This window comes from Pseudomonas sp. SDO5271_S396, assembly GCF_054071795.1.
Map to the genome: position 1 here is coordinate 36,195 of NZ_JBSVWB010000007.1, position 22,102 is coordinate 58,296.

Genomic DNA, 22,102 nt, shown 5'->3' on the forward strand with positions numbered 1-22,102 from the left:
CTCACGCCTCGTGGATGCGCTGTTTGAAGGTACGTCCAATGGCGTGCACGCCGGGCTGATACTGCTGTTCTTCGATCGCGGCCAGGGCCAGGCGCAGGGCGGTGTCGGCGATAAGTTGATGTTGCTGGGCCATGGCATTCACCGGCAATGGCAGGAAGTCCAGCAGTTGCGTGTCACCAAAGGTGCCGAGGCTGAGCGGGCGTGATTTGAGCGGGAAGTCGTGCAGCGCATCGAACACGCCTTGCAGTAGCACGTAGGACGTTGTCACCAGCGCGTCAGGCAAATGCCCCAGCTTCTGCAGAAGTTGCTCCATCAGCCGCCGGCCACAGTCGCGGCTGAATGCTTCGCCCTGTTCGATGATCATCTCACCCTTGAAACCTTGCAGTGCCTCGCGGAAACCGGCGGCACGTTCCTGGCTGATGCTCAGTTCCGGATGCGCGCCGATCAGGGCGATTTGCTTGGGCAGTGGTTGCAACAGGCTGCTGGTCAGTTGCTGGCAGGCCTGGCGGTCGTCACTGACCACCGAACAGAATTGCTCGTTGTCCATCACCCGGTCGATGGCGATCACCGGCAAGCCCTTGGCTTGCAGCTCGCGGTAGCTGTCGTCGCTGGCCGGCAGGCAACTGGCGACGAACAATGCGTCACACCGGCGGGCACGGAACAGTTGCAGCAACTGACGTTCGCTGTCGGCCTCATCGTCGGAGCTGGCGATCAGCAACTGGTAGCCGCGCGCGCGCGCACCTTGCTCCAAAAGTTTGGCGATGCGGGCGTAACTGGGGTTTTCCAGGTCCGGCAGGATGAACCCCAGCGTGCGTGTGTGCCGACTGCGCAGCCCGGCCGCCTGGGGGTTGGGCGTAAAGCCGTGGGCCTCGACCACCGCACGCACCCGTTCGACGGTCGCGTTGCTGATGCGTTGCTGTTCGGCCTTGCCGTTGATGACGTAGCTGGCGGTGGTCACGGACACACCGGCGAGACGGGCGATATCACTGAGTTTCAAACCGGGATTTCCTTGTTTTTTAGAGCGTGCCCCGACATTTTGTCCAATCGTAACCGATTCCTGCCTACAGCCAATGTCCCAGGGCAAGCGCCGAGTGGTCGTTCAAGCTGGCGCAATTAACGCGTAATCTGCCATTAATTATAGATTAAACGTTTCAGCTAACGTATTTTTACGACGTTCGTGACTCAGTGGCTACTGCCAATTGACCACTCAGTCAGTTATTTTTGAACACCCAGCGCTGATTCATTCAAAACAATACCTAGCGTCAAGTAGGAGAACGGCATGCTTGAGCTCACTGTAGAGCAGATTTCCATGGGCCAGGTGGCTGCGGACAAATCTGCGGCCCTGCACCTGCTGGCGGACAAACTGGTGGCCGATGGCCTGGTCGCCGAGGGTTACCTCAGTGGTTTGCAGGCCCGTGAAGCCCAGGGGTCGACCTTTCTTGGCCAGGGCATCGCGATTCCCCATGGCACCCCCGAAACCCGCGACCAGGTGTTTTCCACCGGCGTGCGCCTGTTGCAGTTCCCCGACGGGGTGGATTGGGGCGACGGCCAGGTGGTGTACCTGGCCATCGGTATCGCTGCCAAATCCGATGAACACTTGCGCTTGTTGCAATTGCTCACCCGCGCCCTCGGTGAAACCGATCTGGGCCAGGCGTTGCGCCGTGCCGGTTCTGCCGAGGCCCTGCTGAAGTTGCTGCAAGGTGCGCCGCAGGAACTGGCGCTCGATGCGCAGATGATCAGCCTGAGTGTCTCCGCCGATGACTTCGAAGAACTGGTGTGGCGCGGTGCGCGGTTGCTGCGCCAGGCCGATTGCGTGAGCAACGGTTTCGCTGCCGTGTTGCAGCAAGTCGACGCTTTGCCTCTGGGCGATGGCCTGTGGTGGCTGCACAGCGAGCAGACCGTCAAGCGCCCGGGCCTGGCGTTCGTCACGCCGGACAAACCCATGCGTTATCTCGGCCAGCCGCTCAACGGCCTGTTCTGCCTGGCCAGCCTGGGGGAGGCGCACCAGACTCTGTTGGAGCGCCTGTGCGCCTTGCTGATCGAGGGCCGTGGCCAGGAACTGGGCCGCGCCACCAGCAGCCGCGCCGTACTGGAAGTGCTGGGCGGTGAATTGCCACCCGACTGGCCCAGCGCCCGTGTCGTTCTGGCCAACGCCCATGGGTTGCACGCGCGCCCGGCCAAGATCCTCGCGCAACTGGCTAAAAGCTTTGACGGTGACATTCGCCTGCGCATCGTCGATGGCGCGGTCGGCGCAGTTTCGGTGAAAAGCCTGAGCAAGCTGCTGAGCCTGGGTGCGCGCCGGGGCCAGGTGCTGGAGTTTGTCGCTGAACCCAGGATTGCCGCTGACGCGCTGCCCGCCTTGTTGGCGGCGGTCGAAGAAGGTCTGGGCGAAGATGTCGAGCCGCTGCCGACAGCCAGCGTGCAACCCCAGCTGCTGGATATCGAACCGCCTGTCAGCGCCCCGTTGGCCGGCAGCCAGGTGCAAGCCGTCGCGGCGTCGCCGGGTATCGCCATCGGCCCGGCCCATCTTCAGGTACAGGAAGTGTTCGATTACCCGCTGCGCGGCGAGTCCGCGCTGATTGAGCGCCAACGGCTGCACGCGGCGGTTACTGACGTGCGCGGCGATATCCAGGGTTTGATCGAGCGCAGCCCGTCCAAGGCCATCCGCGAGATTTTCATCACTCACCAGGAAATGCTCGACGACCCCGAACTCACCGACGAAGTCGACACCCGTCTCAAGCAGGGCGAAAGTGCCGAGGCGGCTTGGATGAGCGTGATCGAAAGCGCCGCCCGGCAGCAGGCATCGTTGCAGGACGCATTGCTCGCCGAGCGCGCCGCCGATCTGCGTGACATTGGCCGTCGCGTGCTGGCGCAACTCTGTGGTGTCGAGGCCGCCCAGGAACCTGCCGAGCCGTACATCCTGGTGATGGACGAAGTGGGCCCTTCGGACGTCGCGCGTCTGGACCCGGCCCGCGTCGCCGGCATCCTCACCGCGCGCGGTGGTGCGACGGCCCACAGCGCGATTGTCGCCCGTGCCCTGGGCATTCCTGCGCTGGTCGGCGCCGGTGCCGGTGTATTGCGGCTGGCCGCCGGCACGCCTTTGTTGCTTGATGGGCAGCGCGGTCGCCTGCACGTGGACCCCGATGCCGCCACCTTGCAACGCGCCACCGTCGAACGCGACAGCCGTGAACGACGCCTGCAAGCCGCTGCGGCCCAACGTCACGAACCGGCGCAGACCCGGGATGGGCATCGGGTGGAAGTGTTCGCCAATATCGGCGAAAGCGCAGGCGTTGCCGGCGCGGTAGAGCAGGGCGCCGAAGGCATTGGTTTGCTGCGCACCGAACTGATTTTCATGGCGCACCCGCAAGCGCCGGACGAGGCCACCCAGGAAGCCGAATACCGCCGTGTGCTCGATGGCCTCGCGGGGCGCCCGCTGGTGGTGCGCACCCTCGACGTCGGCGGCGACAAGCCGTTGCCCTATTGGCCGATTGCCGAGGAAGAAAACCCCTTCCTGGGCGTGCGCGGCATTCGCTTGACCTTGCAGCGTCCGCAGATCATGGAGGCGCAATTGCGCGCGTTGTTGCGTTCGGCAGACAACCGCCCGCTGCGCATCATGTTCCCGATGGTCGGCAGCGTCGACGAGTGGCGTGCTGCCCGCGACATGACCGAGCGCCTGCGCCGGGAAATCCCGGTGGCTGACTTGCAACTGGGCATCATGATCGAAGTGCCGTCCGCCGCGTTGCTCGCGCCGGTGTTGGCCCAGGAAGTGGATTTCTTCAGCGTTGGCACCAACGACCTGACCCAATACACCCTGGCCATCGACCGTGGCCACCCGACGCTGTCGGCCCAGGCCGACGGCCTGCACCCGGCGGTGTTGCAACTGATCGACATCACCGTGCGTGCCGCCCATGCCCACGGCAAATGGGTCGGTGTGTGCGGCGAGCTGGCGGCGGACCCGCTGGCGGTACCGGTGCTGGTCGGGCTGGGTGTGGATGAGTTGAGCGTATCGGCCCGCAGCATTGCGGAAGTGAAGGCGCGCGTGCGCGAATTCAGTCTGAGCGAGGCCCGGAGCCTGGCGCAAAACGCACTGACGGTGGGCTCGCCCGCCGACGTGCGAGCCCTAGTGGAGGCCGTGTAGATGGCAAGGATTCTGACCCTGACGCTGAACCCTGCGTTGGACCTGACGGTACGCCTGGGGCACCTGGAACCGGGTGCAGTGAACCGCAGCGAAACCCTGCTGACCCATGCCGCCGGCAAAGGCGTGAACGTGGCGCAGGTGTTGGCCGACCTGGGCCATCAGGTGAGCGTGGGCGGGTTTCTCGGTGAGGAAAATCCCCAGGCGTTCGACACACTGATCGCCCGTCGTGGGTTTGGCAATGCATTCATTCGCGTACCGGGTGAGACACGCAGCAATATCAAGATTGCCGAGCAGGATGGCCGGGTCACCGACATCAATGCGCCTGGACCGCTGGTGAGTGAGCGGGCGCAAAAGGAATTGCTCAAGATGATTGCGGTCATCGGCCCGGAATTCGATGCAGTGGTGGTGGCCGGCAGCTTACCGCGTGGCGTCAGCCCGCAATGGTTTCAAACAATGCTCGAACAACTGAAAGGCTTGGGTTTGAAAGTCGCCCTGGACACCAGTGGCGAAGCCTTGCGCGCCGGCTTGCAGGCTGGCCCGTGGCTGGTCAAACCCAACACCGAAGAGTTGGCCGACGCCCTGGGTCATGTCCCTGATGCCATCAACCAACTGCATTGGCTGGGTGTGGAGCACGTGGTGGTTTCCGATGGCGCCGCGGGCGTGAGCTGGTACAACCGAGGCACATCGCTGCACGCCAAGCCGCCCAGGGTCACTGTCGCCAGCACCGTCGGCGCCGGCGATTCGCTGCTGGCCGGGATGCTCCATGGTTTGCTCAGTGGCGACACGCCCGAGCAGACTTTGCGCCGAGCCACCGCGATTGCGGCGATGGCCGTTACGCAGATCGGCTTCGGCATCGGCGATGCGGCGCAGCTGGCGCAGCTCGAACGTGGCGTTCACGTGCGCGCGCTGACAGAACAATAAGAGGGTATGTGATGAAGTTAGCCATTGTTACCGCCTGCCCGAACGGCATGGTCACCAGTGTGCTGTGCGCCCGCTTGCTGGACGCCGCCGCGCAGCGCCAGGGCTGGAGCACCAGCGTTGAAGTGGTGGACGCGCAACGCCCCGAGCGCCGGTTGTCCCAGGCCACTATCGATGACGCCGAATGGGTGTTGCTGGTCAGCAGTACGCCGGTGGACATGCGGCGATTTGTCGGCAAGCGCGTGTTCCAGAGTACGCCGGCCCTTGCGCTGGCGGATGTCGACGCGGTGTTGCGGCGCGGCGCTGAAGAGGCGCAGGTGGCGGTCGCTGCGGCACCCGTGGCCAGGCAGGCGCCGCGTATCGTTGCGATCACCGCTTGCCCGACCGGCGTGGCCCACACCTTCATGGCGGCGGAAGCCTTGCAGCAGACGGCCAAGCGTTTGGGCTATGACCTGCAGGTCGAAACCCAGGGCTCGGTCGGAGCCCGAACGCCGTTGAGCCCGCAGGCCATCGCCGAGGCCGACGTGGTGTTGCTGGCCGCCGATATCGAAGTGGCCACCGAGCGCTTCGCCGGCAAGAAAATCTACCGTTGCGGCACCGGCATCGCCCTCAAGCAATCCGAGGCGACCCTCAACAAGGCGCTTGCCGAAGGCGTGGTGGAAAGCGCGGCCAGCGGTGCGGTGGCCAAGCCAGAAAAAACCGGCGTCTACAAACACCTGCTGACCGGTGTGTCGTTCATGCTGCCGATGGTGGTGGCGGGCGGCCTGCTGATCGCTTTGTCGTTCGTGTTCGGCATCCATGCCTTCGAAGAGCAAGGCACCCTGGCGGCGGCGCTGAAAACCGTGGGTGATCAGGCCTTCATGCTCATGGTGCCGCTGCTGGCGGGTTATATCGCTTATTCGATTGCCGACCGTCCCGGCATTGCCCCCGGCATGATCGGCGGCTTGCTGGCGGGTACCCTGGGCGCAGGGTTTATCGGCGGCATCTTCGCCGGTTTCCTCGCCGGCTACTGCGTCAAGCTGATCACCCGTGCGGTGCAGTTGCCCCAGAGCCTGGAGGCGCTCAAGCCGATCCTGATCATCCCGTTGCTGGCGAGCCTGTTCACCGGCCTAGCGATGATCTACCTGGTGGGCCCGCCGGTAGCGCGCCTGCTCACCGGGCTCACCGATTTTCTCAGCACCATGGGCACCACCAATGCGGTGCTGCTGGGCATTCTGCTGGGCGGCATGATGTGCGTCGACCTGGGCGGACCGATCAACAAGGCGGCGTATGCGTTTTCGGTGGGCCTGCTGGCGGCCCAGAGCGGCGCGCCGATGGCCGCGACCATGGCCGCCGGCATGGTCCCGCCGATCGGCATGGGCATCGCCACCTTCCTGGCGCGGCGAAAGTTCGCCCAGACCGAGCGGGAGGCGGGCAAAGCCGCGATGATCCTCGGTCTGTGTTTTATTTCCGAAGGCGCGATTCCGTTTGCCGCCAAGGACCCGCTGCGCGTGATCCCGGCCAGCATCGCCGGCGGTGCACTGACCGGTGCGTTGTCGATGTACTTCGGCTGCAAACTGGCGGCGCCCCATGGCGGCTTGTTTGTGCTGGTGATCCCGAACGCGATGAACCATGCGCTGCTGTACCTGCTGGCGATCGTTGCCGGTAGCCTGCTGACTGGGTTGGTGTATGCGTTGACCAAGCGTCCGGACACCGTAGAGCTGGCGGTCACGGCCTGAAAAAGTCTGGGCGCCGGGCTTGCCCGCGATGCAGACACTGCGGTGTATCAGTCACACCGCGGTGATGCTATCGCAGGCAAGCCAGCTCCCACATTGGAGCCGTGTTGTTGGTGAGAAAGTGTCCGGTGCGATAGCCCTGTTGGCAGCGCTTTTTCAGCCACTGCAAGACCCCTGTGGGAGTTGTCGAGCCCCGGCGAGGCTGCGAAAGCGGTGGTGCAGGCGACATCGCAGGCAAGCCAGCTTCCACCCAAGCACGGCTCCTACCGTTTGACCACTTGTGATCGCGGGATCGGTGTCATCTCTGTTTCATCCCCGCGTGGTTTAGTTGCTCTTTTGATACTCAAGAGGGCACCTGCATGAGTCACTTCGATCTCGGCCGTCGCCGTGTGATGCAAGCCGTAGGGGCCGGGTTGCTGCTGCCGGGCCTGGCGCCGGCGGTGATCGCTTCGGTCAAGGACCGCCCGCAGCTCACCGACGGTGTGCAGTCCGGCGACCTGCTCGGCGACCGTGCGATAATCTGGAGCCGCAGCGACCGCCCGGCGCGCATGGTGGTGGAGTGGGACACCCGCAGCGTGTTCAGTAACCCGCGCCGATATGTCTCGCCCCTGGCCGACAGCCGCAGCGACTTTACTGCGCGGGTCGAACTCACCGGGCTGCCCGCCGACCAGGCGATTTTCTACCGCGTGTGTTTCGAGGACGCCCAGACCGGTGTCGCCAGCGAACCCTGGTTCGGGCATTTGCGCAGCGTGCCCCAGGCGCGTCGCGACATCCGTTTTGTCTGGAGCGGCGACACCGTCGGCCAGGGCTTTGGCATCAACCCGGACATCGGCGGCATGCGCATCTACGAAGCCATGCGTCTGCGCCTGCCGGACTTCTTTATCCACAGCGGCGACACCATCTACGCCGACGGCCCGGTACCGGCGCAACTGACCACCGAAGGCGGGCGCATCTGGCGCAACATCACTACCGAGGCCAAGAGCAAAGTGGCCGAGACCCTCGATGACTATCGCGGTAACTATCGCTACAACCTGCTGGATGAAAACGTGCGTCGTTTCAACGCCGAGGTGCCGCAGATCTGGCAGTGGGACGATCACGAAGTGGTCAACAACTGGTCGCCGAGCAAACAACTGGACGAGCGTTACCAGACCAAGGACATCAACACCCTGGTAGGCCACGCACGTCAGGCCTGGCTGGAATATTCGCCGATGCGCCGGCAAAGCGCCGATGGCGGCGGGCGGATTTACCGCAAGCTCGGTTATGGGCCATTGCTGGATGTGTTCGTGCTGGACATGCGCAGCTATCGCGGGCCCAACGATGACAACCTGGGCGCGGCAAAACCCTTTCTCGGTCGCGAACAGCTGGACTGGCTCAAACGCGAGCTCAAGGCGTCCCGGGCGCAATGGAAGGTGATTGCCGCTGACATGCCCATCGGTCTTGGCGTGCCCGACGGTGAGGTCAGCCCTGGCGTGCCGCGCTGGGAAGCCATCGCCAACAACGATCCGGGGGCGCCGCAAGGGCGTGAGTTGGAGATTGCCGAGTTGCTGGCCTTTTTAAGGGCCCAAGAGGTGCGCAATCATGTGTGGCTGACGGCGGATGTGCATTATTGCGCGGCGCACCACTATCACCCTGATCGCGCGGCGTTCCAGGATTTCGAACCGTTCTGGGAGTTTGTCGCCGGGCCGTTGAATGCCGGCAGCTTCGGGCCCAATCCGCTGGATAAAACCTTCGGCCCCGACGTGGTGTTCCAGAAAGCACCGCCCGCGCAGAACACCTCGCCGTTCGCCGGGTTCCAGTTTTTTGGCGAGGTGCAGATCGACGGGCAGACGGCGGAGCTGACCGTCATCCTGCGCGATCTCGATGGGGTGGCGGTGTTCCAGCAGAAACTCCAGCCTGTCTGACCGCCTCTGTGGGAGCTGGCAAGCCAGCTCCCACAGTTGATCTCAGCGTCTGGGACGCTCAGTACACATCCCGGCGGTAGCGGCCTTGTTCGATCAGCCGATTCACCGCCGCTGTGCCCAGGATGTCCACCAGCGTTTGATCGACGCCGCTGGCCATGCCCTGCAAACTGCCGCACACATAAATCGCCGCGCCATCGGCCAGCCATCGGCGCAACACATCGGCCGATTCGCGCAGGCGGTCCTGCACGTAGATCTTTTCTGCCTGATCACGGGAAAACGCGAGGTCCAGCAACGCCAGGTCGCCGCTGGCCAGCCAGCCTTGCAGCTCATGCTGGCACAGGAAATCGTGGGCGATATTACGTTCGCCGAACAGCAGCCAGTTGCGCTGCCGGCCTTGGGCGATACGTGCCTTGAGCAAACCGCGCAGCCCCGCAAGACCGGTGCCGTTGCCCAACAGGATCAGCGGCACGGGCGCATCCGGCAGGTGAAAACCACTGTTACGGCGCAGGCGCAGGCTGATGGCCGAGCCGATGGGCGCATGCTCCGTCAGCCAGCCCGAGCCCAGGCCCAGGCTGCCGTCCGGGTGACGTTCCTGGCGCACGATCAGCTCCAGCACACCGTCGCCGGCAATCGAGGCGATGGAGTATTCGCGCATGCCCACGGGCACCAGCGCGTTCACCAGGGCCTGGGCATGCAGGCCCACCAGGTGGGCACGGTTGTCAGGCAGTTGCCGACCGGCCAGGGCCTGGTCGAGGGATTGCGCCAGGCCGTCGACGATCACCCCGTCACTGCCCGCCAGGCCCAGGCCTTCCAGGAAGTGCTCGATGGCCCAGGGTCCGTTGCGTGGCAGCACCTCTACCAAATCGCCCGCCTGCCAACTCTGCGGCGACGCCGGGGTGAGACCGAGCAAGTAGACATCGGCGCCGACGCTGTCCGGGTTGAGCAGGGTGCGTTGGGTGAGGGTCCAGTTTTCGTAGGTGGCCACCGGCCAGGCCGCAGTCGGTGCGTGACCGGTGAGTTGGCCGAGTTGTTGCTGCCAGTGCAGCAGGGCGGCGGTGTCGCCGCTGTCGACTTCCACCGGCGCGAATAACGGGTTGCCGCCCTGGTTGGTCAGCCAGAAATGCAGGCGCCTTGCGAAGCCGCAGAAGTGTTCGTACTGGCGATCCCCCAGGGCCAGCACCGAGTAGTTCAGGCCGCTCAGCGACAGATCGTGGCCCAGTACGCTGCGTTCGAAGCCGCGGGCGTTGTCGGGCGCTTCGCCGTCGCCGAAGGTGCTCACTACAAACAGCGCGTTATGCGACTGGCGCAGGTCGTCCTGGCTGACGCTGCCCAGTGGCTGCACGTTCACTGGCAAGCCAGCGGCCTGCAGTTGCCCGGCGGTCTGCCAGGCCAGTTGTTCGGCAAAGCCGCTCTGGCTGGCGAAACCGATCAGCCACGCCGGTGCGTTGCCGGGGTTGGCGCCGAGGCCGTTGCGCGCATCGCGCACCTGGCGTTTCTTGCGGCGGCGGTCGAGGTACAGCAGCCAGCCGGTGATGAAGAACAGCGGCATGCACAAGGCGCTGACGGTCAGGATGATCCTGCCCGCAATGCCGAAGTAACTGCCGGTATGCAGCGCATAGATGCTGGTCAACAGCTGCGACTTGAAGCTCTTGCTGGCGTAACGATCATGGGATTTCACTTCGCCCGTGGCCGGGTCCAGGTTGATCTGGTTCAACGCCCGGTTATGCGGTGAGTTTTCCAGCAGGTAATACACGGTGGCCGGTTGCCCGGCGAGCGCCGGCATGCGGATGTTGTAGGCGCTCAAGCCAGGGCCGGCATTGCTGTAGATCGTGCTCCAGATAGCCTCATAGTTGGCCACCGGTGCCGGGCCTTCGGGGGCCGGGCCGCGTTTGCGCACGCGCTCGTTCTGCGGGGCGTCGGACAGCAGTTGGGTCAGGCCCCGGCTGTACCATTCGTAGGACCAGAACAGGCCGGTCGAGGCCGACAGCAGATAGAGCAGCAGGCACCAGGTGCCGAACACCGAATGCAGGTCCCAGTTGAAGCTGCGACCCTTTTTGCGCCAGTCCAGGGTCAGCCAGGCACGCCAGTTCGCGGCCTGGCGCGGCCAGCGCAGGTACAGGCCGGAGAGGCAGAAGAACACCAGGATCAGGGAGCAGGCGCCGGTGATTTGCCGGCCAGTGTCGCCCATGGCGAGAAAGCGGTGCAGTTGCAGCACGAACGCGAAGAAGTCTTCGCCGACGGCCTCGCCCATGTAGGCGCCGGTATAGGGGTCGAAGTAGCGCATCTGGCCCCGTCGTTCGCCCGGTGCCGGCGTGAAATACACACGGGCGGCTTCGCCGCTTTCGCGTCCGACCCACAGCATCGAGACGGTCTTGCCTTCGGTGGCTTCGAGCGTGCGCACCAGCTCCGCGGGCGGCAGCACGCCGGCTTCGCGTTTTTCCACATGCAGCACCGTCGGGTTGAGGGCGCGCAGTATTTCGTCCTCGAACGAGACCGTGGCCCCGGTGATCCCCATCAACGCCAGCACCAGCCCGGCGGTGATGCCGAAGAACCAGTGCAACTGGAACAGGGTTTTCTTCAACACGTCTGACCGCCTCGCTCATCTGGATGTATACGCCACGGCGCGCATTATGCCGTGGCATGTCGAGAAACATTCTTTTTTACACACAAAAGCCCCAGGCATCCGATGCGTGGGGCTTTTGCAAGGCGGTCTTGCGAGCGCGCGGTGCATTTTACAGGGAAGATAAGAATCAATACCATTGGCAGCTTTATGCTTTCAGGCTGCTGCGCATTCGCCAGCGCCTGGAAAACACCGAGTGGCTCGAGGGCTGGCATGGGCTTTTTATTGCGTCGTGAAGAAGTGCTCAACGTCGAGCAGTTGCAGTCGATGCTCGACGACTCCCCGGTGCGCGCCGCCCAGGCGATCCTGATGGCCGCGAAAGAGGGCGTGGTTGACGCCCAGGCCCTGCTCGGACAAATCCTGCTGGAAGGGCGTGGTATCGCCCGTGATGAAGCGCTGGCGCTGCGCTGGTTCGAAATCGCTGCCCGCGCCGGTCACCTGATCGCGCGCAACATGGTCGGGCGCTGCCTGGAGCATGGCTGGGGCTGTGCTGTCGATGAGGTCGCTGCCGCCCGCGAATACCGTATGGCGGCGCAGGCGGGGTTGGACTGGGCGCAATACAACTACGCCAATCTGCTGGCCACCGGGCGAGGGGTGGTTGAAGACCAGCCACAGGCGCTGGCGCTGTATCGCGAGGCGGCCGAGCAGGGCCATATCAAATCGATGAACCTGCTGGGGCGTTATCTCGAGGAGGGCCGCTTCTGCCCGCAGGACCGGGAGGGCGCGGTGGCGTGGTATCGACGCTCGGCCGAGGGCGGTGATTTTCGCGGGCAGTTCAGTTACGCGGCGGTGCTGGCCGACAGTGGCGAGGTCGAGGCGGCACTGGAGTGGCTGCACAAGGCACTGGCGGGCGGCAACCTGAAGTTTTTGCGTACCGCCTGCAATGCCTTGGCGGCGGCCCGTGATCCGCAGATCCGCGCCATGGCCGATGTCTACCATCGGCGCGCGATGACCCTTTCTTGAGGCATAAAAAAACCCATGACGTGTCATGGGTTTTTTGGGTGCAGGCGTCTTACACGTAGTAGGACTTCAGCGGCGGGAAGCCGTTGAATTCCACCGCGCTGTAGCTGGTGGTGTAGGCACCGGTGGACAACCAGTACAGACGATCGCCGATCGCCAGGTTCAGCGGCAGGCCGTACTTGTAGTTCTCGTACATGATGTCGGCGCTGTCGCAGGTCGGGCCGGCGATGACCACTTCCTCGGTTTCACCCTTTTTCTCGGTCCAGATCGGGAACTTGATGGCTTCGTCCATGGTTTCGATCAGGCCGGAGAACTTGCCCACGTCGGTGTAGATCCAGCGCTCGACGGCGGTGCGGGATTTACGGGCCACCAGTACCACTTCGCTCACCAGGATGCCGGCGTTGGCGATCAGCGAACGGCCCGGTTCCAGGATGATTTCCGGCAGGTCGTCACCGAAGTCTTCCTTGAGGAAGCGGATGATTTCCTCGGCGTAGGTTTCCAGGCTGTTGGTGCGGGTGATGTAGTTGGCCGGGAAGCCGCCGCCCATGTTGATCAGCTTCAGGTGGATGCCGTCTTCTTCCTTCAGGCGTTCGAAGATCACCTTGACCTTGGCGATGGCCGCGTCCCACACGCTGATGTCGCGCTGTTGCGAGCCCACGTGGAACGAGATGCCGTAGGGCACCAGGCCCAGGTCACGGGCCAGGATCAGCAGGTCCATGGCCATGTCGGTCTGGCAGCCGAATTTGCGCGACAGCGGCCAGTCAGCGGTGGTGGAGCCTTCGGTGAGGATACGCACATACACTTTCGAACCCGGCGCGGCCTTGGCGATGTTGCGCAGGTCGGCTTCGGAGTCGGTGGAGAACAGGCGCACGCCTTTCTCGTAGAAGTAGCGGATGTCCTTGGATTTCTTGATGGTGTTGCCGTAGCTGATGCGGTCGGCGCTGACGCCACGGCTCAGCACTTTATCCAGCTCGTAGATCGAGGCGATGTCGAAGCTCGAGCCTTTGTCCTTGAGCAGGTCGATGATCTCGACAGCCGGGTTGGCCTTGACCGCGTAATAGACTTTGGCGAATTCGAAACCGGCGCGCAGGTCATCGTAGGCCTGGGCGATCATGGCGGTGTCGATCACCACGAACGGGGTTTCTTGCTTGTCGGCGAACGCCTTCATTTTTTGAAAGGTTTCGCGCGCGAAATAGTCTTCGACCTGGATCGACATGCTGGGGAACTCCTAGTGGCAAACTGTTTTAGTCAATGGGTGCAAATGAACGTCCTCCGTATCCCCACTTTGGTTCGCCTACTTCCCAAGGCATGTCGCCGAAAGCAAAAAGGCCATGGGATCAACCGCTTCCCTTGGCCTTGCTGTCTCGTCGTCAGTACTTGAGCCGGATGGATCGTTTCCAGCATGGACGTTCGGCGCGAACTTTAGGACGTGAGGGGCCATAGATCAACTAAAAATGTCGCGTTTTTGCACGCGTTCGTCGCGAGAACCCGTGCAGCTACTTATGTAACCGACCGGTGTGACGGATTGATGTTCCCCGGACGGGGCAAATCAGGGGGATTTGCGATAGCGGTCTATCAGGCCAGGGCCGTCTCGGCAGGCGAAACGATGCTGGTCTTGCCCCCGCGGGATTTGCCCGAGCTCAGGTATTCGGCGATCGACTCCTGGGTCACTTCACCCAGGAACACGCGCTCCGCATCCATTACCGGCAACCATGAACGGTTGAATTCGTACATGCGCGACAGCAGGATGCGCAAATGCTCGTCATACGCCGCCGTGGCGTTGAACTCGCGCAGGTACTGGCCGCAGGCACCGGTCTGACGGTGCAGGTCACGGCGTCGTACATAGCCCAGCGCCTTGTTCTCGGCGCAGGTGACCACCACGTAGCGGCGGTCATGTTCGTCCATCAGTTCCAGGGCTTCGGCCACCGGGGTTTCAGGGCTGACCGACGGCGCGTTGTCCGCCGCGTCTTCGGCCTTCACCAGCAGCAGGCGCTTGAGGGTGCTGTCCTGGCCGACAAAGTTGCTGACGAAATCATCCGCCGGATGCGCCAGCAAGGTGTCCGGGTGATCGAGCTGCAAGAGTTTGCCGGCGCGGAAGATGGCAATCTTGTCCCCCAGCTTGATGGCCTCGTCGATGTCGTGGCTGACCATGATCACGGTCTTGTTCAGGGCGCGCTGCATCTCGAAGAACTCGTTCTGGATCATTTCGCGGTTGATCGGGTCGACCGCGCCGAACGGTTCGTCCATCAGCAACAGCGGCGCCTCGGCCGCCAGTGCGCGGATCACGCCGATGCGCTGTTGCTGACCACCGGACAATTCGCGCGGATAGCGGTGCAGGTACTGCTTGGGCTCCAGCTTGATCATGCTCATCAGCTCGCGGGCGCGGTCGTGGCATTTCTGCTTGTCCCAGCCCAGCAACTTGGGCACGACCACGATGTTTTCCTCGATGGTCATGTTGGGGAACAGGCCGATCTGCTGGATCACGTAGCCGATGTTGCGGCGCAGGGTCACTTCATCGAGGTCGGTGGTGTCTTCGCCGTTGATCAGGATCTTGCCCGAGGTGGGCTTGATCAGGCGGTTGATCATTTTCAGCGTGGTGCTCTTGCCGCAACCCGAAGGGCCGAGGAATACGCAGATTTCGCCTTCATTGACGGTCAGGCTCACATCGTTCACGGCGGTGACGGTCTTGCCGTTGCTTTGAAAGGTCTTGGACAGGTTCTGAAGTTCGATCATTTGAGCAATCCTTTTGGAGTCAGCGAGCGTTGCAGCCATTGCAGGAGCAGGTCAGCGAAGATGGCCAGGAGGCTGACCAGCACGGCGCCGACGATCAGCATCGACATGTCGCTGCGGCTGATGGAGGCCAGAATCAATACACCCAGGCCACCGGCGCCGATGGTGGCGGCGATGGTCATCACGCCGATGTTCATCACCACGGCGGTGCGTACACCGGCAAGGATCACCGGCACCGCAATCGGCAGCTCGACCATGCGCAGGCGCTGGCCGAAGGTCATGCCGATGCCGCGTGCGGCTTCGCGAATGCCCGGTTCCACGCCCGTGAGGGCCAGGTAGGTGTTACGCATGATCGGCAGCAGGGAATAGAGGAACACGGCGGTGATCGCCGGCATCGGCCCCAGGCCCTGGCCGAACTTGGAGTAGAACGGCAGCAGCAGGCCGAACAGCGCGATGGATGGCACCGTGAGCAGCACAGTGGCGCTGGCTTGCAGGGGGCCGGCAAGGGCCTCGAAGCGCGTCATCAGGATACCCAGGGGCACGCCGATGAAGATCGCCAGCAGCACGGCGACGCCGACCAGGGTGATGTGTTGCCAGGTCAGGTGCAGGACCTGGGCCCAATCCAGGTGGGAAAAGGCGTTCAGAAATTCCATGTCTTCTCCTCTTATGGGGTGATGGGATGCTGGCGCAGGAAATCTGCGGCCACGGCGGACGGGCTTTCATGGTCGACGTCGACCCGCGCATTGAGCTGGCGCATGGTTTCGTCGTCGAACAGCGCGGCCAGCGGCTTGAGGTCGGCGGCCAGTTGCGGGTGCTGGTCGAGGTACTGCTGGCGGATCACCGGCGCGGCGGTGTAGTCCGGGAAGTAGTGCCTGTCGTCTTCCAGCAGCTTCAGTTTGAAGGCGTTCAGGCGACCGTCGGTGGTGTAGACCAGGCCGGCGAACACCTGGCTATTGCGCAGCGCGGTGTAGACCAGGCCGGCGTCCATCTGGCGCGTATTTTTGCGGGTCAGGTTCATGTCATACAGCTTGACCATGCCGGCCAGGCCGTCGGAGCGGTTGGCGAATTCGGTGTCCAGGGCGACCAGGCGGTTTTCCCGGGTGTCCTCGGCCATGGCCCGGGTCAGGTCGCTGATGTTGTGGATGTCCGGGTGTTCCTTGGCCACTTTCTCCGGCAGCGCCAGGGCGTAGGTATTGCTGAATCGAGAAGGTGACAGCCAGACCAGGCCTTTTTTTGCATCGAGTTCTTTTACCCGGGCGTAGGACTGTTCGCTGTCGAGCTTTTCGTCCACATGGTTGTAGGCCACCAGTGACACGCCGGTGTATTCCCAGAGCAGGTCCAGTTGCCCGCTTTCCTGGGCACTGCGCGCCAGGTTGCTGCCCAAGCCGCCCGTCACGCGGGTGTCATAGCCTTTGGTGCGCAGGTATTGGGAGGTGATTTCGGCGAGCAGGGTCTGTTCGGTGAACACCCGGGCGCCGATGCGCACCAGCGGTTTTTCGGCGGCCTGTGCAAAACCTGCCAGCAGCAGGACACAAGCCGTTATCAGCGTCAGTTTTTTCATCGTTTTTCCTCAGCCATGCCTTACGACGGGCGCAGTCCACGTTCCAGCCAGAGTCGGCTGGCCAGGGTCACCAAACCATCGAGCAGCAGTGCCAGCAGCGCGGTACACGCGGCGCCGAGCAGCAGTTGCGGCTGATTGTTCAGGGCGATGCCGGGGAAAATCAGGCTGCCCAGGCTGTTGGCGCCGATCAGGAACGCCAGCGGCGCGGTGCCCACGTTGATCGCCAGCGCCACACGCACGCCGCCAATGATGATGGGCACGGCGTTCGGCAGTTCCACGCGAAACAGCACCTGGCGCGGGGTCATGCCGATGCCGGTGGCGGCTTCCTTCAGGGAGCCCTGGACGTTTTTAAGGCCCTCGTAGGTGTTGCGCACGATGGGCAGGAGGGAGGCAAGGAACAGGGCGAAGATGGCCGGGCCACTGCCGATGCCGAGGACGCCGAGGGCGATGGCCAATACGGCCAGGGGCGGGACGGTGTTGCCGATATTGAAGATCTGCATGAAGCGTTCTGCGCGCCCGACCATCTTCGGTCGGCTGAGCAGGATACCGGCAGGGATCCCCACGATCAGGGCCGCCAGCATGGAAGCAAGCACCAGCACCAGGTGGGCTTGCAGGTAGAACCATAAATCGTCGCGGTAGAGCTCAATCGTACTGATGCCGATCCAGTGGACCAGCAGGGCCAGGAGTGCGACGACGATCGCAGCCCCTGTCAGCCCTTTGCCATAGCGGATAGCCACAGGCGGACTCCTTTTTTTCTTTTGTCGGCGAACGCATTTCCCGGTGGCAAGGCCATTTCTGGCTGCCTGGGAATGGGTTCGCGAAAAGCAGCTCGCCCCTGTCGGTCAGACGACGGGAGGTCAAGCCATGAGCGCAGCCTCGTCAGGCTAACTTGCTGATTTATCAGCCCCTGTTCCGAGTGCGGTAGCAGGGGAGTGGACGTCTCGACCTTTTAAAAGGTTCCATACTTGGCAGCATTTAGCCACCCCTGATCGGGTGAACGGTGGTCCGGGCGCCGGGGTTTGCGCTATACTCGCCGCCCTTTTTTGACTCACCTGCCAGGCGATTTCCCATGACCCACCAGGCCGCCGAAGTCGCGAAACGCCGCACTTTCGCCATTATTTCCCACCCCGATGCCGGTAAAACCACCATCACCGAGAAGCTGTTGCTGATGGGCAAGGCAATCGCGGTGGCCGGCACGGTGAAATCCCGCAAGTCCGACCGCCATGCCACTTCCGACTGGATGGAAATGGAAAAACAACGGGGTATCTCCATTACCACGTCGGTCATGCAGTTCCCGTATCGCGACCACATGGTCAACCTGCTCGACACCCCGGGCCACGAAGACTTCTCCGAAGACACCTACCGCACCCTGACCGCGGTGGACTCGGCGCTGATGGTCCTCGACGGCGGTAAAGGCGTCGAGCCACGCACCATCGCGCTGATGGACGTGTGCCGTCTGCGTGACACGCCCATCGTCAGCTTCATCAACAAACTCGACCGCGATATCCGCGACCCCATCGAGTTGCTGGACGAAATCGAAGCGGTCCTGAAGATCAAGGCCGCGCCGATCACCTGGCCTATCGGTTGCTACCGCGACTTCAAAGGCGTGTACCACCTGGCGGACGACTACATCATCGTCTACACCCCGGGCCACGGCCATGAGCGCACCGAAACCAAGATCATCCAGAAGCTGGACTCCGACGAGGCCCGCGCTCACCTGGGCGACGAGTACGAGCGTTTCATCGAGCAACTGGAACTGGTACAAGGCGCCTGCCATGAGTTCAACCAGCAGGAGTTCCTCGACGGCCAGTTGACGCCGGTGTTCTTCGGTACCGCACTGGGCAACTTCGGTGTCGACCATGTGCTGGACGCCGTGGTGGACTGGGCCCCGCTGCCGCTGGCCCGGGTGGCCAACGAGCGTACCGTGGAGCCGCAGGAAGAGAAGTTCTCGGGCTTCGTGTTCAAGATCCAGGCGAACATGGACCCCAAGCACCGCGACCGTATCGCCTTCATGCGTATCTGTTCGGGCAAGTACGAAAAAGGCATGAAGATGCGCCACGTGCGCACCGGCAAGGACGTGCGCATCGGCGACGCCCTGACCTTTTTCTCTTCCGAGCGTGAACAGCTCGAAGAAGCCTACGCCGGCGACATCATCGGCCTGCATAACCACGGCACCATCCAGATCGGTGACACGTTCACCGAAGGCGAGGCGCTGGGCTTCACCGGCATTCCGCACTTCGCTCCGGAATTGTTCCGCCGCGTGCGCCTGAAAGACCCGCTCAAATCCAAGCAATTGCGCCAGGGCTTGCAGCAGTTGGCGGAAGAGGGCGCCACCCAGGTGTTCTTCCCCGAGCGCAGCAACGACATCATCCTCGGTGCGGTCGGTGTGCTGCAGTTCGACGTGGTGGCCAGCCGCCTCAAAGAGGAATACAAGGTCGAGTGCGCCTACGAGGCCATCACCGTGTACTCCGCGCGCTGGATCGAATGCGACGATAAGAAGAAGCTGGAAGAGTTCAAGAACAAGGCCGTGGAAAACCTCGCGGTCGACGGCGGCGGTCACCTGACCTACCTGGCCCCGACCCGGGTGAACCTGGCGCTGATGGAAGAGCGCTGGCCGGATGTGAAATTCCGCGCGACCCGTGAGCATCATTAAGGTCTGAGCGGTAAAAAAGGGTGAAGCTGTCATGGCTTCACCCTTTTTCATGGGCGATGCAAAACCAAATGTGGGAGCAGGCTCGCGAAAGCGCTGGATCAGTCACCCTGTGCTGTGAATGACACACTGCATTCGCGAGCAAGCCCGCTCCCACAGTTTTATCTCCATTTGGCAATGAATTGGCGAGAGGCCCATATCCGGTCTAGCGTTTCAACTGGTTCACCCATTTACCGACGGAATAGGAGTTCCTGATGCGTTTAATTCAACGCGCCCTTCAACTGGTGTTGCTGGGGGCTTTGGTGTTGCCTGCTTCATCGGCCCTGGCCGAAGCGGGCAAGGCCCAATGGAAAGACACCGGCCCGGTCACCAAGCGCAAGCAGAACGAGGTCAACTCGGGCAGTTGGCAGCCTCAGGCTCAGCCTGCACCCAAGGAAGACCAGGAAAACCCTTACAACGAAGGTGAAGACAGCGAAACCTACGACGACGGCGAGACCTGACGCCTGGCGCAAACCCGGCAACGGGGCTAGCGTCAACGCTGGCGGTCGTGAACGGCTGTCGTGCGGTTTTTACTGACTGACTGGACGGAGTCCACCATGAGTATTTTTCAACGAGTCGTGCTGTTGATCAAAGTGCTGGTGTTGTTGTCGCTGGGGATGTCGACGGCCTGGGCAAATAGCCCGGCGCACGGTCCGGCGCACGGTCCGGCGGGCGTGTCGGCGGTGCAGAGTGAACAGGGGCAAGGGCTGCAACTGGCCAAGTCCGAGGCCCAGGGTGAAGACAAGGATAACGATGACTCCACCAGCAAGGAGCCCGACAGCGATGACCCGGATGACGACGACGGCGACAGCCAGACGTAGTCACCAGCCCAAAAGAAAGCCCCTCTCGCCCGGCTGATGCGCAACCGGGCGAGAAGGGCTGTAGAACACTGATCGCTCCCACGCGCGTGGGAACTCTCCTTATGCGACGAACTGCTCCGCGTAGTGGCACGCCACTTGGCGGTTATCCAGCGGCCGCAATACAGGCTCCTCGGTGCTGCAACGCGCGGTGGCGTACGGGCAGCGTTTGTGGAACGCACAGCCCGGCGGCGGGTTCAGTGGGTTGGGCAACTCGCCGACGATCTTGATCTTCGGCTTGTTCGGGTCCGGGTGAATGGTCGGGGTGGCCGACAGCAGCGCCTGGGTGTACGGGTGCAGCGGACGGGCGTAGATGTCTTCCTTGGGGCCGACTTCCACCGGGCGACCGAGGTACATCACCATCACGTCATCGGCAACGTGTTGCACCACCGCCAGGTTGTGAGAAATGAACACGTAGGCCGTGTTGAACTCCTGCTGCAAATCCATGAACAGGTTGAGCACCTGGGCCTGGATCGATACGTCGAGCGCCGAGGTCGGTTCGTCCGCCACCAGCACCTTGGGTTGCAGCATCATGGCGCGGGCCAGGGCGATGCGCTGGCGCTGCCCCCCGGAGAACATGTGCGGGTAGCGCTGATAATGCTCGGGGCGCAGACCCACTTGTTTCATCATCGCCTGCACTTTCTCGCGGCGTTCGGTGGCGGACAGGTTGGTGTTGATCAGCAGCGGCTCGGCCAGTTGGTCACCGATTTTCTGGCGTGGGTTCAACGAGGCGTACGGGCTCTGGAACACCATCTGCACGTCTTTGCGCAATTGCTTGCGTTGGGCCTTGTCGGCACCGGCCACTTCCTGGCCGGCGATTTTCAAGGAACCCGAAGACGGCTCTTCGATCAGCGTGAGGGCGCGGGCCAGGGTGGATTTGCCGCAACCCGACTCGCCTACCACGGCGAGGGTCTTGCCGGCTTCCAGCTCGAAGGACACGCCATTGAGGGCACGCACGGTGGCGTGGCCCTTGAACAGGCCACGGGACACTTCGTAGTGACGGGTGAGGTCGCGGGCGGTAAGAACGACGGCCATTACGCCACCTCCTGGTTCAAGGGGTAGAAGCAGCGCGCAAGGCTGTTGGTTTTCGGGTCAAGGGCCGGGCGCTGGGCGCGGCAGGATTCCTGCACATACGGGCAGCGTGGCGACAGCAGGCAACCTTGCGGGCGGTCGTAACGACCCGGAACGATACCCGGCAGCGTGGCCAGGCGCGTGGCGCCCAGGCTGTGCTCGGGGATCGCCTTGAGCAACGCTTCGCTGTACGGGTGCGCCGGAATGTCGAACAGCTGCGGCACCTGGCCGACTTCAACTGCCTGGCCGGCATACATCACGCACACGCGCTGGGCGGTTTCGGCCACGACGGCAAGGTCGTGAGTGATCAGCACCAGGCCCATGTTCTGCTCTTTCTGCAGGGCCAGCAGCAGTTCCATGATCTGCGCCTGGATGGTCACGTCCAATGCCGTGGTCGGCTCGTCCGCGATCAGCAGTTTCGGCTCGCCGGCAATCGCCATGGCGATGGCCACACGCTGGCTCATACCACCGGACAACTGGTGCGGGTAGGCGTCCATACGGCTGGCGGCGCCAGGGATCTCGACTTTTTCCAGCAGTTCGATGGCGCGTTTACGCGCTTGCTTGCCGGACATCTTCAGGTGCAGGCGCAGCACTTCTTCAATCTGGAAACCCACGGTATAGCTGGGGTTCAACGCGGTCATCGGGTCCTGGAACACCATCGCCAGGTCTTTGCCGACGATCTGGCGGCGCTGGCGGGCGCTCAGTTTGAGCATGTCCTTGCCGTCGAAGGTCAGTGCGTCGGCGGTGACGATGCCGGGGTGCTCGATCAGGCCCATCAGCGCCATCATGGTCACGGATTTACCCGAACCCGACTCGCCAACGATTGCCAGTACTTCGCCCTTGTCGACCTTGAGGTCCAGGCCATCGACCACCGGCACGGCGGTCTTGTCGCCGAAGCGGACGTTGAGATTCTTGATTTCTAACAGTGACATGGGAATCTCC

At 63.0% G+C, this 22,102-nt stretch carries 17 protein-coding genes; 8 read left to right on the plus strand and 9 right to left on the minus strand.

Going from position 1 to position 22,102, the window contains the following annotated elements; translation table 11 throughout:
* Position 1: 1 nt before the first annotated feature.
* Positions 2–997: a catabolite repressor/activator gene (gene cra, locus ACW9IN_RS07775; protein ID WP_457365324.1), complete on the minus strand. Its 996-nt coding sequence runs from the start codon at positions 995–997 to the stop codon at positions 2–4.
* A gap of 282 nt (positions 998–1,279) precedes the next feature.
* Here cra and ptsP point away from each other — a divergent pair, with 282 nt between their 5' ends.
* From ptsP to ACW9IN_RS07795, 4 genes are all read left to right on the plus strand, one after another.
* Positions 1,280–4,138, plus strand: coding sequence for a phosphoenolpyruvate--protein phosphotransferase (gene ptsP, locus ACW9IN_RS07780; RefSeq protein ID WP_457365325.1), 2,859 nt, complete (start codon positions 1,280–1,282; stop codon positions 4,136–4,138).
* Entirely contained in the window at positions 4,139–5,059 is a 921-nt protein-coding gene (gene pfkB / locus ACW9IN_RS07785; protein ID WP_457365326.1) for a 1-phosphofructokinase, read from the plus strand. It abuts the gene before it with no gap.
* A gap of 11 nt (positions 5,060–5,070) precedes the next feature.
* Positions 5,071–6,774, plus strand: a complete 1,704-nt coding sequence (locus tag ACW9IN_RS07790; RefSeq protein WP_457365327.1) for a PTS fructose-like transporter subunit IIB — start codon at positions 5,071–5,073, stop codon at positions 6,772–6,774.
* A gap of 356 nt (positions 6,775–7,130) precedes the next feature.
* Complete coding sequence (locus tag ACW9IN_RS07795; protein WP_457365328.1) at positions 7,131–8,672, plus strand: alkaline phosphatase D family protein; 1,542 nt, start codon at positions 7,131–7,133, stop codon at positions 8,670–8,672.
* 58 nt (positions 8,673–8,730) lie between these two features.
* Here the strand turns inward: ACW9IN_RS07795 and ACW9IN_RS07800 are convergent, their stop codons facing one another.
* A complete protein-coding gene (locus ACW9IN_RS07800) occupies positions 8,731–11,256 on the minus strand; it encodes a PepSY domain-containing protein (protein WP_457365329.1) in 2,526 nt (841 codons plus the stop codon).
* Positions 11,257–11,505: 249 nt separating this feature from the next.
* On the opposite strand from ACW9IN_RS07800, the gene ACW9IN_RS07805 reads away from it, so the two are divergent.
* Complete coding sequence (locus tag ACW9IN_RS07805) at positions 11,506–12,255, plus strand: tetratricopeptide repeat protein (protein WP_457365330.1); 750 nt, start codon at positions 11,506–11,508, stop codon at positions 12,253–12,255.
* A gap of 49 nt (positions 12,256–12,304) precedes the next feature.
* Here the strand turns inward: ACW9IN_RS07805 and ACW9IN_RS07810 are convergent, their stop codons facing one another.
* The 5 genes from ACW9IN_RS07810 to ACW9IN_RS07830 form a co-directional block, all read right to left on the minus strand.
* A complete protein-coding gene (locus tag ACW9IN_RS07810; protein ID WP_457365331.1) occupies positions 12,305–13,468 on the minus strand; it encodes a type III PLP-dependent enzyme in 1,164 nt (387 codons plus the stop codon).
* Positions 13,469–13,827: 359 nt separating this feature from the next.
* Complete coding sequence (locus tag ACW9IN_RS07815; RefSeq protein ID WP_457365332.1) at positions 13,828–14,985, minus strand: osmoprotectant ABC transporter ATP-binding protein OsmV; 1,158 nt, start codon at positions 14,983–14,985, stop codon at positions 13,828–13,830.
* Entirely contained in the window at positions 14,982–15,635 is a 654-nt protein-coding gene (locus tag ACW9IN_RS07820) for an ABC transporter permease (protein ID WP_457365333.1), read from the minus strand. Before ACW9IN_RS07820 ends, ACW9IN_RS07815 begins: the two co-directional genes overlap by 4 nt.
* Before the next feature lie 11 nt (positions 15,636–15,646).
* Positions 15,647–16,543, minus strand: coding sequence for a glycine betaine ABC transporter substrate-binding protein (locus ACW9IN_RS07825; RefSeq protein WP_457365334.1), 897 nt, complete (start codon positions 16,541–16,543; stop codon positions 15,647–15,649).
* Positions 16,544–16,563: 20 nt separating this feature from the next.
* Positions 16,564–17,280: an ABC transporter permease gene (locus ACW9IN_RS07830; protein ID WP_457365335.1), complete on the minus strand. Its 717-nt coding sequence runs from the start codon at positions 17,278–17,280 to the stop codon at positions 16,564–16,566.
* Positions 17,281–17,612: 332 nt separating this feature from the next.
* Between ACW9IN_RS07830 and ACW9IN_RS07835 the strand changes: the two genes are divergently transcribed.
* From ACW9IN_RS07835 to ACW9IN_RS07845, 3 genes are all read left to right on the plus strand, one after another.
* Entirely contained in the window at positions 17,613–19,196 is a 1,584-nt protein-coding gene (locus tag ACW9IN_RS07835) for a peptide chain release factor 3 (protein WP_457365336.1), read from the plus strand.
* Positions 19,197–19,447: 251 nt separating this feature from the next.
* Positions 19,448–19,693, plus strand: a complete 246-nt coding sequence (locus ACW9IN_RS07840; RefSeq protein WP_457365337.1) for a hypothetical protein — start codon at positions 19,448–19,450, stop codon at positions 19,691–19,693.
* A gap of 96 nt (positions 19,694–19,789) precedes the next feature.
* A complete protein-coding gene (locus ACW9IN_RS07845) occupies positions 19,790–20,053 on the plus strand; it encodes a hypothetical protein (protein ID WP_457365338.1) in 264 nt (87 codons plus the stop codon).
* 99 nt (positions 20,054–20,152) lie between these two features.
* On the opposite strand, the gene ACW9IN_RS07850 is transcribed toward ACW9IN_RS07845, so the two are convergent.
* Entirely contained in the window at positions 20,153–21,124 is a 972-nt protein-coding gene (locus ACW9IN_RS07850; RefSeq protein WP_457365339.1) for a peptide ABC transporter ATP-binding protein, read from the minus strand.
* On the minus strand, positions 21,124–22,092 hold the full coding sequence (locus ACW9IN_RS07855) for an ABC transporter ATP-binding protein (protein ID WP_457365340.1): 969 nt from the start codon (positions 22,090–22,092) through the stop codon (positions 21,124–21,126). Before ACW9IN_RS07855 ends, ACW9IN_RS07850 begins: the two co-directional genes overlap by 1 nt.
* Positions 22,093–22,102 lie beyond the last annotated feature (10 nt).

Coding starts and splice junctions, on each gene's coding strand:
- ACW9IN_RS07810 (WP_457365331.1), bottom strand. CDS start 13,468: ATGTCGATCCAGGTCGAAGACTATTTCGCGCGCGAAACCTTTCAAAAA.
- ptsP (WP_457365325.1), top strand. CDS start 1,280: ATGCTTGAGCTCACTGTAGAGCAGATTTCCATGGGCCAGGTGGCTGCG.
- ACW9IN_RS07840 (WP_457365337.1), top strand. CDS start 19,448: ATGCGTTTAATTCAACGCGCCCTTCAACTGGTGTTGCTGGGGGCTTTG.
- ACW9IN_RS07790 (WP_457365327.1), top strand. CDS start 5,071: ATGAAGTTAGCCATTGTTACCGCCTGCCCGAACGGCATGGTCACCAGT.
- ACW9IN_RS07805 (WP_457365330.1), top strand. CDS start 11,506: ATGGGCTTTTTATTGCGTCGTGAAGAAGTGCTCAACGTCGAGCAGTTG.
- ACW9IN_RS07795 (WP_457365328.1), top strand. CDS start 7,131: ATGAGTCACTTCGATCTCGGCCGTCGCCGTGTGATGCAAGCCGTAGGG.
- ACW9IN_RS07850 (WP_457365339.1), bottom strand. CDS start 21,124: ATGGCCGTCGTTCTTACCGCCCGCGACCTCACCCGTCACTACGAAGTG.
- ACW9IN_RS07855 (WP_457365340.1), bottom strand. CDS start 22,092: ATGTCACTGTTAGAAATCAAGAATCTCAACGTCCGCTTCGGCGACAAG.
- ACW9IN_RS07815 (WP_457365332.1), bottom strand. CDS start 14,985: ATGATCGAACTTCAGAACCTGTCCAAGACCTTTCAAAGCAACGGCAAG.
- ACW9IN_RS07825 (WP_457365334.1), bottom strand. CDS start 16,543: ATGAAAAAACTGACGCTGATAACGGCTTGTGTCCTGCTGCTGGCAGGT.
- ACW9IN_RS07820 (WP_457365333.1), bottom strand. CDS start 15,635: ATGGAATTTCTGAACGCCTTTTCCCACCTGGATTGGGCCCAGGTCCTG.
- pfkB (WP_457365326.1), top strand. CDS start 4,139: ATGGCAAGGATTCTGACCCTGACGCTGAACCCTGCGTTGGACCTGACG.
- ACW9IN_RS07845 (WP_457365338.1), top strand. CDS start 19,790: ATGAGTATTTTTCAACGAGTCGTGCTGTTGATCAAAGTGCTGGTGTTG.
- ACW9IN_RS07835 (WP_457365336.1), top strand. CDS start 17,613: ATGACCCACCAGGCCGCCGAAGTCGCGAAACGCCGCACTTTCGCCATT.